Annotated in this window: 15 protein-coding genes and 1 tRNA gene; 5 read left to right on the top strand and 11 right to left on the bottom strand. The window is 35.2% G+C overall.

Going from position 1 to position 16414, the window contains the following annotated elements:
- Positions 1-159 precede the first annotated feature (159 nt).
- The 5 genes from maf (at position 160) to H0V01_14505 (ending at position 2982) form a co-directional block, all read left to right on the top strand.
- Entirely contained in the window at positions 160-753 is a 594-nt protein-coding gene (maf, locus tag H0V01_14525; GenBank protein ID MBA2584587.1) for a septum formation protein Maf, read from the top strand.
- 23 nt (positions 754-776) lie between these two features.
- Positions 777-1121 (top strand): hypothetical protein, encoded by a 345-nt coding sequence (locus H0V01_14520; GenBank protein MBA2584586.1) that lies wholly within the window; start codon positions 777-779, stop codon positions 1119-1121.
- The gene (locus tag H0V01_14515; GenBank protein MBA2584585.1) at positions 1111-1644 is read left to right on the top strand and encodes a hypothetical protein; all 534 of its coding nucleotides are present in this window, start codon (positions 1111-1113) and stop codon (positions 1642-1644) included. The genes H0V01_14520 and H0V01_14515 overlap by 11 nt, the downstream gene beginning before the upstream one ends.
- 5 nt (positions 1645-1649) lie before the next feature.
- Positions 1650-1979, top strand: a complete 330-nt coding sequence (locus tag H0V01_14510) for a DMT family protein (GenBank protein ID MBA2584584.1) — start codon at positions 1650-1652, stop codon at positions 1977-1979.
- Positions 1980-2187: 208 nt separating this feature from the next.
- Positions 2188-2982 carry a PorT family protein gene (locus tag H0V01_14505; GenBank protein ID MBA2584583.1) on the top strand — a complete coding sequence of 265 codons (795 nt, stop codon included), beginning with the start codon at positions 2188-2190 and terminating at the stop codon, positions 2980-2982.
- A 61-nt stretch (positions 2983-3043) separates the two neighbouring features.
- Here H0V01_14505 and H0V01_14500 read toward each other — a convergent pair whose 3' ends face one another.
- The 11 genes from H0V01_14500 to H0V01_14450 all read right to left on the bottom strand — a co-directional run bounded on the left by H0V01_14500 (position 3044) and on the right by H0V01_14450 (position 16342).
- Positions 3044-4411: an alpha/beta hydrolase gene (locus H0V01_14500; GenBank protein ID MBA2584582.1), complete on the bottom strand. Its 1368-nt coding sequence runs from the start codon at positions 4409-4411 to the stop codon at positions 3044-3046.
- An 89-nt stretch (positions 4412-4500) separates the two neighbouring features.
- Positions 4501-4851 carry a DUF3467 domain-containing protein gene (locus H0V01_14495; protein ID MBA2584581.1) on the bottom strand — a complete coding sequence of 117 codons (351 nt, stop codon included), beginning with the start codon at positions 4849-4851 and terminating at the stop codon, positions 4501-4503.
- Positions 4852-4921: 70 nt separating this feature from the next.
- The gene (gene rpoC / locus H0V01_14490) at positions 4922-9223 is read right to left on the bottom strand and encodes a DNA-directed RNA polymerase subunit beta' (protein ID MBA2584580.1); all 4302 of its coding nucleotides are present in this window, start codon (positions 9221-9223) and stop codon (positions 4922-4924) included.
- 67 nt (positions 9224-9290) lie between these two features.
- On the bottom strand, positions 9291-13100 hold the full coding sequence (gene rpoB, locus H0V01_14485; GenBank protein MBA2584579.1) for a DNA-directed RNA polymerase subunit beta: 3810 nt from the start codon (positions 13098-13100) through the stop codon (positions 9291-9293).
- Positions 13101-13202: 102 nt separating this feature from the next.
- Entirely contained in the window at positions 13203-13580 is a 378-nt protein-coding gene (gene rplL / locus H0V01_14480) for a 50S ribosomal protein L7/L12 (protein MBA2584578.1), read from the bottom strand.
- 65 nt (positions 13581-13645) lie between these two features.
- Positions 13646-14167, bottom strand: coding sequence for a 50S ribosomal protein L10 (locus H0V01_14475; GenBank protein MBA2584577.1), 522 nt, complete (start codon positions 14165-14167; stop codon positions 13646-13648).
- 36 nt (positions 14168-14203) lie between these two features.
- Positions 14204-14893 carry a 50S ribosomal protein L1 gene (locus H0V01_14470; GenBank protein ID MBA2584576.1) on the bottom strand — a complete coding sequence of 230 codons (690 nt, stop codon included), beginning with the start codon at positions 14891-14893 and terminating at the stop codon, positions 14204-14206.
- Positions 14894-14904: 11 nt separating this feature from the next.
- Positions 14905-15348, bottom strand: a complete 444-nt coding sequence (rplK, locus tag H0V01_14465; protein MBA2584575.1) for a 50S ribosomal protein L11 — start codon at positions 15346-15348, stop codon at positions 14905-14907.
- A 144-nt stretch (positions 15349-15492) separates the two neighbouring features.
- Positions 15493-16041, bottom strand: a complete 549-nt coding sequence (gene nusG / locus H0V01_14460; protein MBA2584574.1) for a transcription termination/antitermination factor NusG — start codon at positions 16039-16041, stop codon at positions 15493-15495.
- Between the two features lie 15 nt (positions 16042-16056).
- The gene (secE, locus tag H0V01_14455; GenBank protein ID MBA2584573.1) at positions 16057-16248 is read right to left on the bottom strand and encodes a preprotein translocase subunit SecE; all 192 of its coding nucleotides are present in this window, start codon (positions 16246-16248) and stop codon (positions 16057-16059) included.
- A gap of 21 nt (positions 16249-16269) precedes the next feature.
- Positions 16270-16342, bottom strand: a tRNA-Trp gene (locus tag H0V01_14450).
- Positions 16343-16414 lie beyond the last annotated feature (72 nt).

The raw sequence follows: 16414 nt of genomic DNA, 5'->3' as shown, positions 1-16414 counted from the left end.
GAATATAACCTGGCTATCCCGATAAATCGGGATGACAGTTAAAAAACAAATTATATACATATGAAATAGCCATGCACAAACCGTTCACAAACACTAATGAAGATAACCTGGCGTCCCGATAAATCGGGATGACATTTTAAAAAAACAAATTATATACATATGAAAAAATATCCGCATAAGTTAATACTGGGTTCTAAATCTCCCAGAAGACAATCTCTACTAAAAGAATTAGGATTTGAATTTGAAACGCATGAAGTTGAAGTGGATGAGTCTTTTCCTGAAACCTTAAAAAGAGAGGAAATTCCAATGTACCTTGCCGGAAAAAAATGTGAAGATTATGGCAATGTTGCAGACGACTCCATACTAATTACCTCTGATACAATTGTTTGGCTAAATGGAGAAGCCATTAATAAACCAGAAGGACGCCAGGATGCTATTTCAATGTTAAAAAAGCTATCTGGAAGAATGCATGAAGTAATTACGGCAATATGTTTAAGATCAAGTACAAATACAAAATCTTTTTTCGTGGTAACAGATGTTCATTTTAAAAGACTTACAGAGGAAGAAATAATTTATTACGTGGATAATTATAAACCTTTTGACAAAGCAGGTGCTTATGCCATACAGGAATGGATAGGATATATAGGAATTGAAAAAATAAACGGTTCATTTTATAATGTAATGGGTTTACCAATGAAGGAATTGTACGAAGCATTATGGTTATTCTCAGAAGAAAAAGTTGAAATTTCCTAACAATTGTAAATTAATTTCCAGCTATGAGCGCAGTAGTTATTGCCACTTATAAAGTTAAACCCGAAAATTTAAATGAATTTATTCTGCTAATAAGGGAGAAAAGAAATTATTTTCTGCAACAAGCCTATGTTACCAAAAGACCAGCTTTGTTGCTGCAATCAAAAATTGAAGAAGACTATTTTATTGAAATTTTTGAATGGAAAACGGAATTAGCTAGTCTAAATGCTCATAAAGACGAAAAAGTAATTGCTTTTTGGATAAAAATGGGCGACCTTTGGGATGATGGAGGCTTCGGAATTGATAAAATTCCTGAAGCTAATCTCTCATTTCCACATTTTGAACCTTTAGATATATATTATGAAGATTAAAATTATATTCTTATTCACGGTAATTCTATCCTTGTTAAACTCTTGTACCAGAAAGGCTAAAGAATTTAATGTTAATGACTCTACTGAATTTGTTATACCTTCCTCCATTTCATTGTTTACCCCATTATCCATTGCAGGAAAAGAATCAAAGGTGAATTTTGAAGAAGAATTTGAAAACAATAACACCCGGGCAAAATATTTAAAAGAGGTAAGGCTAGAAGAATTAAAGTTTACCATTACCAGCCCACCTGGAAAATCGTTCAACTTTTTAAAATCAGTGTCCATATACCTTTCAACAGAAGGTTTACCTGAAGTTTTACTTGCATCAAAAGACAATATTGAAAATTCAGGTCAACTTGAATTGTTTCTACAACCATCGAGCGAAAATCTTATAGAATATATAAAAAATGATTCTTATAAAATCAGATGCAATGCAATTACGGACGAAGCAATTTTTCAAGACATCACAATTAAAGGAGATATAAAGTTTAACATTGTTTCAAAGGCTGCAATTTTTAGATAAATTGAATGAAAACAATAATTCTGCTTTTAATTTCAAATGTCTTTATGACATTTGCCTGGTATGGCCATCTTAAATTTAAATCTACCTCATTAATTGTTGTAATCCTCATTAGCTGGTTTATTGCTTTTTTTGAATACATCTTTATGATTCCTGCCAATAGAATTGGTTATGGTCAGTTTAATGGGGCGCAGTTAAGGACCATACAAGAAGTTATTTCCTTGACTGTATTTTCCGTTTTTTCAGTTTTCTATTTAAAAGAGGAGTTAAAATGGAATTATTTAGTAGGATTTGCTTTTATTATTATGGGTGTTTTCTTTGTTTTTAGAAAATGGTAACCTTGAATTTTCCTGTTTGAAAAAAAATCTATATTCTGGAATTGGATTCCCTATTTAAAAAAAACAACAGGCTTATTCTACTTGCCACAGTTGTTTTTTTCGATTCAATTTAATCAGTAACTAATCTAAAAAACATAAGGCTAATATAAATATTGGCAGTTAATTTGAATTCGGTTTGGCATATAAATCTAATTTAATTTAATTAACTATGAAAACAATAAGAATTATTTCAGCGCTATTGCTGGTAATGTTATTTACTAATATTACCAGGGCTCAACAGGTTGAAAAGGATGAAACCAGCACCAATGTTAACCTTACAAAAACATCCACATTTAATCCTGAAATCTCCTCAGATATACAGGATCCTACTTATGTGGTTAGGGAAACTCCCTCTCAAAGAGGATTTCACTTAGGTGCAAAATATCAACCTAGCTTAGGCCGCCTTGATTTTAGAATGGAAAATGAGCAAACAATATCTGCCAAATATGATATTGCCCATGGATTTGGAGGGAGTTTAAACTACTATTTTAATAATTATTTTGGAACCCACTTTGAGGTAAATGTAATGAGACAGGCATATGAATTTACTGATGATGCCAGAACAAGAAGAGTAGATTTGTCCTATATAAATGTTCCTATTTTAATTTCTTTTAACACCAATTATGGAAGGCCAGTTAACCTTAATGTTACTGCAGGTCCTTATATAGGAATAAATACCGGTGCAAGTACAGATGTTACTGGTAATGGAAATGGTCCAACTACTGCCGTTGCAGTGGTGGAGGTTAACCCCTTGGATGTAGGTATTGCCTATGGAGCCGGTGTTGACTTTGGTATTGGCCAAACCAAATGGTTACATATTAACTTAGGCTTTAGAGGAACTCAAGGGATCCTTGATGTTGGCGCTACAGATATTACTGTTAACCAGGATCAATTTCAAGTTGTGGCTGAAAATTCAAGAATGCAAACTTATGGAATGTACATTGGATTAATGGTCAAACTGTAAAAACCAATTTAAAAAACAGGCATCTTTTAGTAGTGTGCCTGTTTTTTTATTCATTGTTAATTTAATGTTTATCATCTAACTTTCTATTTTTTAACCATTTAGAAATATCAGTAATAACATAACCGGGAACATTTCCTTTTATAAGATATTCCTTAGGTACGCTCATGCCAGAACCTTCAATAAACATGTGATTTAACTCAGCATAAAGTTTAAAGCTTACTTGTTCCAATTCCTCAAGCTCTTTTTTCCATATTGAAAAATCAGTTAATGTTACCTGGAAATCTCTTTGTCCTTGAAGAAACAGCATAGGTATACTTGCATTTTTTGCAGCTGAAATTTGATTGTAATTGTTCATATCAATCCAATAACTTGAAGACAAATTCATGGGAAGTTCAGAGGCAGGGGTGTTAGAATTTAAATTTGGATTTTTCACCGCCATTATCTGATCCTCTAACTGATACAATTGAATTTTTTCAGCATCTGTTAACCCTCCTTGTGAAACACTAATTTCAGAAAGATATCTGCTCTGTTCAAGAAGCATATCCTCTAATGGACGAGCATTTCCTGCCATTATTATTATTCCGGCCAGATCTTGTTTCATTGAAGCTATCCGGGGGCTCACCATTCCTCCTATGCCATGTCCCAGCACATAAATTTTTTCAGAATCAACTCTTTTAAGTGTTTTTGCAAGGTTAACCGCACTAATTACATCAGATATCGTTTCCTCCATGATTGTGATATTTTCACCATACCGTTCTATCATTCTTGCCGCATAAACAAAACTTCTTTTATCATATCGGATAACCGCAATTCCTTTGGAAGCCAATCCTAAGGCCAGATCCATAAAAATTTTATTTGAACCTAAAGTGGCATCCCTATCCAAAGGACCAAAATCATGAACCAAAATTACCAATGGGGTTTTTCTTTTGCACTTAGGCCTGGTATAAACCCCAGGAATTAGGAATACATCAGTTTTAAAATAGATTTCCTCCTCTTTTATCCTTCTCTTTTTTACATACGGAGGTGGATTGTAATCAGATATAGATGAAGAAAGGGTTTTGGCAGGTAAAAATTCGATTAAGCTAATTTTATTTTGCTTATCAAAAGAAGTTTTAATATTTAGTGTTATAAACTGAAATTCGCAGGTGATTAAAACACTATTTCCGTCTGCATTTTTTTTTGAATTAAATTCAGAAGCAATTAAAAATTCCCCGGTCTGACTTTGAATTCCAAGCCATGTTTTTTTTAAGTAAACAGGGTTGTATTTTTGGGAACTTTTAAAATCAAATAACAGTGAAGCCTGATCATATTGCTTTTCCACAAGAAGTTTTATAAACTCTTGTGCAATAGATTTATAAACTAATGAATCCTGTGCAAAAGTGTTTGCACAAATAAACAAAAAAAGTATGGAGGATAGTAAACCTTTCATAAGCCAAATAAATGCTTATTGAAGATACTAAAAAAAAGATAAATTTTAGTGGTTAAAAAAAAGCTTGTAATTGGTAAAAAACAAATGATTTATGCTTGGGCTGTTGGCCCTCCAAAATTAAGAGGCATAGCATTTGGGTCTTTGCTGAATTCTATTTCACCATGAGCATCCTCAAATTTACCAATATTGTCCTTAAGAGCAAACATTAGTCTTTTGGCATGCTGTGGAGTAAGTACAATCCTTGATTTTACTTTAGCCTTTGGCACTCCAGGCATTATTTTAATAAAATCAATTACAAACTCAGAGTTTGAGTGTGTAATAATAGCAAGGTTGGAATAAACACCTTCAGCAACCTCCTCGGATAATTCAATATTCAATTGATTTTGATTCGAATTATTATTGTTATTGTTATTGTTATTATTATTGTTTTCCTGGCTCATCTTTTTTATCATTTAAGAAAAAACGGGTAACGGAAATTCCGATACCCGTTTTAATATAGTTAATTACTAATTATTCAACTTCAACTTCCGACTCAGATTCACGTTTTGAGGCCAATAGCTTTTCGTACTCCTCTTTTGAACCAACGATCATTTTTTCGTAAGTTCTAAGTCCTGTACCGGCAGGTATTAAGTGTCCAACAATAACGTTTTCTTTTAGTCCTTTTAATTCATCCACTTTTCCACTTACAGCGGCTTCGTTTAACACCTTGGTAGTTTCCTGGAAGGAAGCAGCCGAAATGAAGCTTTCAGTTTGAAGCGATGCTCTGGTAATACCCTGAAGGATCTGACTTGAAGTAGATGCAATTGCGTCTCTGGCTTCAACCGGTTTTAAGTCCCTACGCTTAAGCATTGAATTTTCATCTCTCAATTTCCTGGCAGTTACAATTTGTCCAGGTTTAAGTGAAGTAGAATCACCAGACTCAATTACAATTTTCTTTCCATAGATGTAATCATTTTCAATCATGAATTCCATCTTGTTTATCAATTGCTTTTCAAGGAATTTAGTATCGCCTGGATCATCAATCAATACTTTTCGCATCATTTGACGAACGATAACCTCGAAGTGTTTGTCATTAATTTTCACACCTTGTAATCTATAAACTTCCTGAACCTCATTTACAAGATATTCCTGAACTTCGGTAGGTCCTTTAATAGCAAGTATATCAGCAGGGCTAACAGCACCATCAGATAATTGAGCACCTGCTCTGATATAATCATTTTCCTGAACAAGAATATGCTTAGAAAGCGGAACAAGATAAGTTTTCACTTCACCTGTTTTAGATTCAATTATTGTTTCTCTGTTACCACGTTTGATTTTACCAAAAGAAACAATACCATCAATTTCAGAAACAACGGCAGGGTTAGAAGGATTTCTTGCTTCAAACAATTCAGTAACCCTAGGAAGTCCACCGGTGATATCACCAGATTTTCCAGTTGTTCTAGGAATTTTAACAAGAATTTGTCCTATTTCAATTTTATCGTTGTCATTAACAATAATATGAGCTCCTACCGGAACATTGTAATTTCTTAATATATCATTTTTTCCGGTTGCAACTTTAATTCCAGGATTTCTTGTTTTATCCCTGGTTTCAATGATTACTTTTTCCTTAAATCCTGTCTGCTCATCTGACTCTTCACGGTAAGTAACACCTTCAACAATATTTTCATACAATACCTTTCCTGCTGTTTCAGAAATAATTACCGCATTGTAAGGATCCCAGTTACAAATCAACTCACCTTTTTTAACTTTCTGGCCATTCAATACAAATAAAGAAGAACCATAAGGTATTAATGATGTTGTTAAGGTAATTCCTGTATTAGGATCAATAATACGCATATCAGCAGATCTTCCAATTACAATATGGAATTTCTTACCTTCTATGTTTTCTTTCTCAACAGTTCTTAATTCATCAAATTCCAACACTCCGTCAAATTTAGCTTCAATTTGAGAAGCAGCAGCAATGTTAGAGGCAGTACCCCCAACGTGGAAAGTTCTTAATGTAAGCTGTGTACCTGGTTCCCCGATAGACTGAGCTGCAATTACACCAACGGCCTCACCTCTTTGAACCATTCTACCTGTTGCAAGGTTTCTTCCGTAGCATTTTGCACAAACTCCTTTTTTCATCTCGCAGGTAAGTACAGACCTAATTTCAACTGATTCAATTGGAGATTCTTCAATTAATTGAGCAATGTCCTCGTTGATTTCTTCACCGGCTGAAGCGATAATTTCACCATTTAGCGGGTTGATTACATCATGCACACCAGTACGACCTAAAATCCTGTCATAAAGGCTTTCTACAACTTCTTCATTGTTTTTAAGTGCTGAAGCAATAATACCTCTTAAACTTCCGCAATCTTCCTCTGTAATAACAACATCCTGAGAAACATCCACAAGTCTTCTTGTCAAATATCCAGCATCAGCTGTTTTAAGGGCAGTATCGGCAAGTCCTTTACGAGCACCGTGAGTAGAAATAAAATACTCAAGAATTGAAAGACCTTCCTTAAAGTTAGAAAGAATCGGATTCTCAATAATTTCACCTCCTGAAGCACCTGATTTTTGAGGCTTGGCCATAAGACCACGCATTCCTGAAAGCTGACGAATCTGCTCTTTAGAACCCCTTGCACCAGAATCAAACATCATATAAATAGGGTTAAAGCCCTGGTTATCATTTTTAAGCTGATCCATTAATCTTTGGGTCAACCTGGAATTAGTATGTGTCCAAATATCAATTATCTGATTGTAACGCTCATTGTTGGTAATCAGACCCATATTATAGCTATTGGTAACATCTTCAACCTGATTAGTTGCATCTTGCACCATTTTATCCTTTTCGGCTGGAATTACAAGATCACCAAGGTTAAAAGAAAGACCACCTTTAAAAGCCATGTTGAAACCAAGACTCTTAATATCATCAAGGAACCTTGCAGTTCTAACCGTTCCGGTAATTTTCATTATTTTACCAATAATGTCTCTTAAGGATTTCTTGGTCAACAATTCGTTGATATAACCTACTTCTTCAGGAACAACTTCGTTGAAAATAACACGGCCTACTGTTGTTTCAATCAATTGATTGGTAAGTGAACCGTTTAATTTCACATTTGCTTTTACTTTAATGTTTGCATGAAGATTAACTTTACGTTCATTGTAAGCAATAACAACTTCCTCAGCAGAATAAAACCTAAGTCCTTCACCTTGTATAGGATTTCCTTCTTCAGAATAACGGCCTTTGGTCATATAATACAGACCAAGAACCATGTCTTGGGAAGGTACAGTAATAGGAGCACCGTTAGCAGGGTTAAGAATGTTGTGAGAACCAAGCATAAGAACTTGCGCCTCAAGAATTGCAGCATTTCCTAATGGAAGGTGAACAGCCATCTGGTCACCATCAAAATCCGCATTAAATGCAGTACACACTAAAGGATGCAACTGAATAGCCTTTCCTTCAATAAGTTTTGGTTGAAAAGATTGTATACCTAATCTGTGAAGAGTTGGGGCACGGTTCAATAATATAGGATGTCCTTTAAGAACGTTTTCCAAAATATCCCAAACAATAGGGTCTTTTCTGTCAACAATTTTCTTTGCAGATTTCACTGTTTTAACCACACCTCTTTCAATCATCTTACGAATGATAAAAGGCTTGAAAAGCTCAGCAGCCATTCCCTTTGGAATACCGCACTCATGCATTTTCAATTCTGGTCCAACAACAATTACAGAACGTGCAGAATAATCAACCCTTTTACCAAGTAAATTCTGACGGAAACGTCCTTGCTTACCTTTTAAACTGTCTGAAAGTGATTTTAAAGCTCTGTTTGATTCAGTTTTTACAGCATTTGCTTTTCTTGAATTATCAAAAAGTGAATCAACTGCTTCCTGAAGCATACGTTTTTCATTACGCAAAATTACTTCCGGAGCTTTTATTTCAATAAGCCTTTTTAACCTGTTGTTTCTGATTATAACCCTTCTGTAAAGGTCATTAAGGTCAGAAGTAGCGAAACGACCACCATCCAAAGGAACAAGTGGACGCAATTCCGGTGGAATTACAGGAACAACTTTAACAACCATCCATTCAGGACGATTCTCAATTCTTTCTCTAGAACCACGGAAAGCTTCAACAACCTGAAGTCTTTTCAATGCTTCATTTTTCCTTTGCTGAGAAGTCTCAGTATTTGCTTTGTGCCTTAAATCATAAGATAAGGAATCAAGATCTAATCTGGCAAGAAGCATATGAAGTGCATCAGCACCCATTTTGGCAATAAATTTATTTGGATCAGAATCATCCAAATATTGGTTTTCCTTTGGAAGCGCTTCCAAAGTATCAAGATATTCTTCCTCTGTAAGGAAATCCATATAAGAAACTCCTTCAGCACCTTTAATACCTGCATTAATTACAACGTATCTCTCGTAGTAAATAATTGAATCTAGCTTTTTAGTTGGTAAACCAAGAAGGTAACCAATTTTATTGGGTAAAGATCTGAAATACCAGATATGCGCAACAGGAACAACAAGTTGTATGTGTCCCATGCGCTCTCTTCTTACTTTCTTCTCAGTTACTTCAACTCCACATCTATCGCAAACAATTCCCTTGTAACGGATTCTTTTATATTTTCCGCAATGACATTCCCAATCTTTTACCGGTCCAAAAATTCTTTCACAAAACAATCCATCTCTCTCTGGCTTATAGGTACGGTAATTAATGGTTTCAGGCTTTAATACTTCTCCACTGGATTTTTCCAGAATAGATTCGGGAGAAGCCAAACCAATAGTTATTTTCGAGAAGTTACTTTTGACTTTATTATCTCTTTTGAGAGCCATATTAAGAATTTTGAGTGTTATTTATAATAAAAATTAGTATAAGCCGGGAAATTAATCCCGGCTTAAATTAATCAAGCGTAATATCAAGGCACAAGCCTCTTAACTCATGAAGCAATACATTAAAGGATTCTGGAATACCAGGAGTTGGCATATTTTCACCTTTAACAATAGCTTCGTAAGCTTTAGCTCTTCCAAGCACATCATCAGATTTAATTGTTAGCATTTCCTGAAGAATATTGGCAGCTCCGAATGCTTCAAGAGCCCAAACCTCCATCTCTCCAAAACGCTGACCACCAAACTGCGCTTTACCACCTAATGGCTGTTGCGTAATCAATGAGTATGGTCCGATTGAACGAGCATGCATCTTATCATCAATCATATGGCCTAGTTTGAGCATATAAATTACTCCAACTGTAGCAGTCTGGTCAAATCGCTCGCCTGTACCACCATCATAAAGGTAAGTTTTACCAAAACGTGGAATACCAGCTTGATCTGAATATGAATTGATATCATCAAGGGAAGCACCGTCAAAAATTGGAGTGGTAAATTTCAATCCTAAGTTTTTACCTGCCCATCCAAGAATAGTTTCATAAATCTGTCCAATGTTCATCCTTGAAGGTACACCAAGAGGATTCAAAACGATATCTACCGGAGTTCCATCCTCAAGGAATGGCATATCTTCATCCCTTACAATTCTTGCAACGATACCCTTGTTACCGTGACGACCAGCCATTTTATCACCTACTTTAAGTTTCCTTTTCTTAGCGATATAAATTTTAGCAAGCTGCACGATTCCAGAAGGTAATTCATCACCAATTGTCAAAGTGAATTTTTTACGCTTGTAAATACCAAGCAAATCATTCACTTTAATGTTATAATTGTGAAGCAAATCCTTGATTTGATCATTCTTTTCCTTATCGGTTGTCCATTTATTAGGATTAATATTGGCGTAATCGATTCCTTGAAGAACTTTTTGTACAAACTTAGTTCCTTTAGGAACAACAGTATTTTTGAAATAATCAGCAACTCCTTGAGAAGTTTTACCATTAACAAGTAAAAACAGTTTATCAACAAGTTTAGCCTTTAATTCAGCTGCAGCCTGCTTATATTCTTCTTCTACTTTAGATAGAACTGATTTTTCTTCAACCTTTGATTTTTTATCTTTAATCAAACGGGCGAATAATTTTTTATCAATTACCACACCTTGAAGTGATGGAGGCGCCTTTAAACTTGCATCCTTAACATCTCCTGCTTTATCACCAAATATGGCTCTAAGCAATTTCTCCTCAGGAGAAGGATCTGTTTCACCTTTTGGTGTAATTTTACCAATAAGTATATCGCCTTCTTTAACATCAGCACCAATTCTTATGAGTCCATTTGCATCTAAATCTTTAGTTGCCTCTTCGCTCACATTTGGAATATCTGCTGTTAATTCTTCCATTCCAAGTTTAGTATCTCTAACCTCCAGAACAAATTCATCAATGTGTATAGAAGTAAAAATATCCTCTCTTACAACTCTCTCAGATATAACGATAGCATCCTCAAAATTATACCCTTTCCAAGGCATGAAAGCAACTTTAAGATTACGTCCTAAAGCAAGTTCACCATCCTGTGTGGCGTAACCCTCGCAAAGTACCTGACCTGGTTTAACCTTTTGACCTTTTTTTACAATTGGTTTAAGGTTTACACAAGTACCCTGGTTAGTTTTTCTGAATTTAGTAAGCTTATATGATTTAGTATCGTCATCAAAGCTAACCAATCTGTCATCGTCAGTACGGTTATATCTGATTATGATTTGGTTTGCATCAACATATTCAACAACACCATCACCCTCAGCATTAATAAGAACTCTGGAATCTCTTGCAACAAGTCCTTCAAGACCAGTCCCAACGATAGGAGCTTCCGGCTTTAAAAGCGGAACAGCCTGGCGCTGCATATTTGATCCCATCAATGCTCTGTTAGCATCATCATGCTCCAGGAAAGGAATCAATGATGCAGCAATAGAGGCAATCTGGTTAGGAGCAACGTCCATTAAATCAAGTTTATCAGGTTCAATCACGGGGAAATCACCTTCAAATCTTGCTTTAACTTTAGCATTTGCAAATTCACCTTTATCATTGATAACGGCATTTGCCTGTGCAATAATTTTAGCATCCTCTTCCTCGGCAGTTAAATAAGTAACAGGCTTATTAAGTTCAACGATACCGTCTTTTACAGAGCGGTAAGGGGTTTCAATAAAACCTAACTTATTTATCTTAGCATAAACGCAAAGGGAAGAAATAAGACCAATATTAGGTCCCTCAGGAGTTTCAATAGTACATAAACGGCCATAATGGGTGTAATGAACGTCACGAACCTCAAAACCGGCTCTTTCTCTGGATAAACCACCAGGCCCTAGTGCCGACATTCTTCTTTTGTGGGTAATCTCAGCTAGTGGATTGGTTTGATCCATGAACTGTGATAACTGATTTGTACCAAAAAATGAATTTATTACAGAGGAAAGTGTTTTAGCATTGATAAGATCGGCAGGGGTAAAAACTTCATTATCCCTAACATTCATACGCTCGCGGATTGTTCTTGCCATACGTGCAAGACCAACACCAAACTGGCTGTAGAGTTGTTCACCAACTGTACGAACCCTCCTGTTGCTCAAGTGATCAATATCATCAACATCAGCCTTAGAATTTATAAGTTCAATAAGGTATTTAATGATTGAAATAATATCATCTTTAGTTAAAACTCTGTTTGCATCAGTACTGTTAACATACAATTTCTTGTTGATTCTGTATCTACCAACTTCACCAAGATCGTAACGCTTATCAGAAAAGAACAATTTGTCAATAATACCTCTTGCTGTTTCCTCATCAGGTGGTTCAGCATTTCTTAATTGACGGTAAATATGCTCAACAGCTTCTTTAGCTGAATTTGAGGTATCTTTTTGTAAAGTATTATAGATAATTGCATAATCAGCAGAATTGATGTCTTCTCTGTGAAGAATAACAACTTTCGCTCCCGAATCAAGTATCATATCAATATGTTCGTCACCAACAATGGTTTCACGATCAATAATAATTTCATTACGTTCTATAGAAACTACCTCACCAGTATCTTCATCTACGAAATCTTCGATCCAAGTTTTAAGCACTCTGGCAGCAAGTTTTCTACCAACAACTTTTTTAAGTGCAGTTTTAGAAACCTTTACTTCATCAGCAAGATCAAATATCTCAAGTATATCTTTGTCACTCTCGTAACCAATAGCTCTTAGAAGTGTAGTAACCGGCAATTTCTTTTTACGATCGATATAGGCATACATGATATTGTTGATATCCGTAGCGAATTCAATCCAGGAACCTTTAAATGGAATAACCCTGGCAGAATATAATTTGGTACCGTTTGCATGCCAACTCTGTCCGAAGAAAACTCCAGGAGAACGGTGCAATTGGGATACAACAACTCTTTCAGCGCCATTAACAACAAAGGTACCTTTTGGTGTCATATATGGAATTGTACCTAGATATACATCCTGAACAATAGTTTCAAAATCCTCATGTTCGGGATCGGTACAATATAATTTCAATTTTGCTTTAAGGGGCACACTATAAGTAAGGCCTCTTTCAATACATTCTTCAAGGGAATATCTTGGAGGATCTATAAAATAGTCCAAAAATTCCAACACGAAGTTATTACGAGCATCAGAAATAGGAAAGTTCTCAGCGAAAACTTTATACAACCCTTCATTCTGTCTGTTTTCTGAAGTAGTTTCCAACTGGAAAAAATCCTGAAATGATTTAATCTGTATATCCAAAAAATCAGGATACTCTAACTGATTTTTAGTGGATGTAAAGCTTATTCTTTGATTTTTATTTTTAGGCTCCAATGTACACGGGTTTTAATTGTAAAATAAACTATAGTAAACAGCAAAAGGCTTAGGCCTCAAGTAAATGAGACCTAAACCAATTAAATATTGAAGATCAGTATATTACTTAATCTCAACTTCTGCCCCTGCCTCTATTAACTGAGCCTTTAAAGATTCTGCTTCTTCTTTAGAAACACCTTCTTTAACTGCTTTAGGAGCACCGTCTACTAATTCTTTAGCTTCTTTAAGACCTAGGCCGGTTAAATCTTTTACAAGTTTAACAACGGCTAATTTAGCTCCGCCTGCAGCTTTAAGGATCACATCAAATGATGTTTTCTCAGCTTCAACGGCAGCACCACCACCACCGGCAGCAGGACCTGCAACAACTGCAGCAGCAGCTGGTTCAATGCCATATTCGTCTTTTAATATTTGTGCTAATTCACTTACCTCTTTTACTGTTAGATTTACTAACTGCTCTGCAAAAGCTTTTAAATCTGCCATTTTATTTGTTTGTTTTAGTTAATTTACTTAATTTATTGAATTGGAAGAGTGCGTACTGATTTTGATTATTCGCCTTTTTCAGACAAAGTTTTTAGAATTCCTGCAAGTTTACCGCCACTTGATTGAAGGGCTGAAATAACATTTTTAGCAGGAGATTCAAGTAATGCGATGATATCTGCAATAAGCTCATTTTTAGATTTAAGGCTAACAAGAGCATCAAGTTGGCTATCACCAAGATAAAAAGATTGTTCGATGAAAGCTGCTTTTAAAACAGGCTTTGCATTTGTTCTACGGAAATCTTTAATGATTTTAGCAGGAACATTAGCTCCTTCGCTAAACATAATAGCCGTTGGTCCTTTAAGTGCATTAAACATTTCTGAATAATCACGACCTGTATTTTCCATGGCCTTTCTTAAAAGCGTATTTTTAACTGTTAAAAGTTTAACACCCTTTCCATAACAAGATCTTCTTAAAATATTGGTTTTGGCAACAGTTAACTCAGAAACGTCAGTTAAATAGAAATTAGGATTTGCATTTAACTGTTCAGTTAATGATTCAATAATTATATTTTTTTCTTCTTTTTTCATCAGCTTTTTTATTTAAAATTTAGGTGCCTTAGGATATTAAATTGATTTGGTATCAATTTGAATCCCCGGACTCATAGTGCTTGACATATAGATACTTTTTACGTAAGTACCTTTAGCAGCTGAAGGTTTTAATTTAATGATGGATTGTAACAATTCATGGGCATTTTCCATGATTTTATCAGGTGAAAAAGAAACTTTTCCAATAGATGCGTGAACAATACCATGTTTGTCAACCTTGAAGTCGATTTTACCAGCTTTTACATCATTAACCGCCTTTCCAACTTCCATAGTCACAGTACCTGTTTTAGGATTAGGCATCAAACCTCTTGGTCCTAAAATTTTACCCAATGCACCAACTTTACCCATAACTGTAGGAGTGGTAATAATAACATCAACGTCTGTCCATCCGCCTTTGATCTTTTCGATAAATTCATCAAGACCTACAAAGTCAGCGCCCGCTTCTTTAGCTTCTGCTTCTTTATCGGGAGTACACAAAACAAGAACTTTAATAGTTTTACCAGTACCGTGAGGTAAAGTAACAATACCTCTAACCATTTGATTTGCTTTACGAGGATCAACACCTAAACGGATATTAAGATCTACTGATGCATCAAACTTTACTGTGGTAATATCTTTAACCAGGGAAGCTGCCTCTGATAATTGATATGCTTTTTGGGTATCCATTTTGGATAGTGCCAATTTCTGATTCTTAGTCAACTTAGCCATCTTTTGTCTTATTAAATTTTAAAAGGCGCTTCTCCTGAAACTGTTATTCCCATACTTCTTGCAGTGCCGGCCACCATTTTCATGGCTGATTCAACTGAAAAACAGTTTAAATCGGACATTTTAAATTCTGCAATTTCCTTCACCTGATCCCAATTAACGGAACCAATTTTGTTACGGTTAGGCTCAGCAGAACCTGATTTAGTTTTCACAGCTTCTAAAAGGGAAACCGGAACAGGTGGATTTTTGGTAATAAATTCAAATGATTTATCTGTATAAACAGTAATAACCACGGGAACAACTTTACCGGCTTTCTCTTGTGTTCTGGCATTAAATTGCTTACAGAACTCCATGATGTTTACACCCTTAGCACCTAAAGCGGGGCCGATTGGAGGTGCAGGATTAGCAGCCCCTCCTTTAATTTGAAGCTTGATTACTGCTCCTATTTCTTTTGCCATTTTATTTAGTTTTGAAATTAAAATCAGAAATCAAAAAAGGTTATAGTTTGGAAGCTAAACCATTCCTATTTCTTTTTTCTAGTTTCTTTATATTAAATTATTGTTTGTATTCTGTTTATAAAAAAGGATCAAAATATTTATGTCTTACTCCTTCTCAACCTGCATGAAACTAAGTTCCAAGGGGGTTTTTCTTCCAAATATTTTAACCATTACTTTTAACTTCTTCTTTTCATCGTTTATTTCCTCAATAACTCCAGTAAAGCTATTAAAAGGTCCATCAACAACTTTAACCGATTCCCCAACGATAAATGGATTATTTAATTCTTCTCTGCTTTCAGCAAGCTCATCAACTTTTCCTAAAATCCTGTTAACCTCAGATTCTCTAAGAGGCACTGGTTTTTCTTCCCCTCTGGCTCCTAAAAACCCAATTACACCGGTAATATTTTTTATTATATGAGGAATTTCACCTGTAAGAGCAGCTTCAATAAGAATATAGCCAGGAAAAAAACTTCTTTCCTTGCTTACCTTTTTACCTTTTCTAATCTGATAAATTTTTTCCGTAGGAATAAGAACCTGGGAAACAAAATCAGTAAGGCCCAAACGGCTAATTTCAGATTCAATATATTGCTTTACTTTCTTCTCCTGACCGCTAATTGCACGAACAACATACCATTTTTTTTCTACTTCACTCATAATTTTCACGCCAGATTAAAATAAATTATAAAACATACGGAGAATTTCCCCGAAGGCCTTATCCATTGCAAAAACAATTAAAGCAATAATAACGGATGCAACCATTACAATTATTGCGCTTGATTGAAGCTCTTTCCAGCTAGGCCAGGTAACTTTATTAACCAGTTCGCTGTATGTATCTTCAAAATATAATTTAATTTTATTCATACTTTTAATTATCTTAAGTAGCACGGGTGGAGAGACTCGAACTCCCAGCCAATGGTTTTGGAGACCACTACTCTACCAATTGAGCTACACCCGTATAGGATTAATTTTATTCCTTTTTGAGTTGCAATGTCTCCTCATTTCGCCAATATTTAAAAATTTCAAGAGT

Source organism: Bacteroidota bacterium (genome assembly GCA_013696965.1).
Classification (GTDB): Bacteria; Bacteroidota; Bacteroidia; order JACCXN01; family JACCXN01; genus JACCXN01.
Note: the sequence above shows the minus strand (reverse complement) of the source record. Positions and strands in the feature narration are given on the sequence as shown.

Bases quoted from the DNA above. Each gene is read 5' to 3' on its own strand.
- rpoC (MBA2584580.1), bottom strand. From the start codon at position 9,223: ATGGCTCTCAAAAGAGATAATAAAGTCAAAAGTAACTTCTCGAAAATA.
- rplK (MBA2584575.1), bottom strand. From the start codon at position 15,348: ATGGCAAAAGAAATAGGAGCAGTAATCAAGCTTCAAATTAAAGGAGGG.
- maf (MBA2584587.1), top strand. From the start codon at position 160: ATGAAAAAATATCCGCATAAGTTAATACTGGGTTCTAAATCTCCCAGA.
- secE (MBA2584573.1), bottom strand. From the start codon at position 16,248: ATGAATAAAATTAAATTATATTTTGAAGATACATACAGCGAACTGGTT.
- H0V01_14510 (MBA2584584.1), top strand. From the start codon at position 1,650: ATGAAAACAATAATTCTGCTTTTAATTTCAAATGTCTTTATGACATTT.
- H0V01_14500 (MBA2584582.1), bottom strand. From the start codon at position 4,411: ATGAAAGGTTTACTATCCTCCATACTTTTTTTGTTTATTTGTGCAAAC.
- H0V01_14475 (MBA2584577.1), bottom strand. From the start codon at position 14,167: ATGAAAAAAGAAGAAAAAAATATAATTATTGAATCATTAACTGAACAG.
- rplL (MBA2584578.1), bottom strand. From the start codon at position 13,580: ATGGCAGATTTAAAAGCTTTTGCAGAGCAGTTAGTAAATCTAACAGTA.
- H0V01_14495 (MBA2584581.1), bottom strand. From the start codon at position 4,851: ATGAGCCAGGAAAACAATAATAATAACAATAACAATAACAATAATAAT.
- H0V01_14520 (MBA2584586.1), top strand. From the start codon at position 777: ATGAGCGCAGTAGTTATTGCCACTTATAAAGTTAAACCCGAAAATTTA.
- nusG (MBA2584574.1), bottom strand. From the start codon at position 16,041: ATGAGTGAAGTAGAAAAAAAATGGTATGTTGTTCGTGCAATTAGCGGT.
- H0V01_14505 (MBA2584583.1), top strand. From the start codon at position 2,188: ATGAAAACAATAAGAATTATTTCAGCGCTATTGCTGGTAATGTTATTT.
- H0V01_14470 (MBA2584576.1), bottom strand. From the start codon at position 14,893: ATGGCTAAGTTGACTAAGAATCAGAAATTGGCACTATCCAAAATGGAT.
- H0V01_14515 (MBA2584585.1), top strand. From the start codon at position 1,111: ATGAAGATTAAAATTATATTCTTATTCACGGTAATTCTATCCTTGTTA.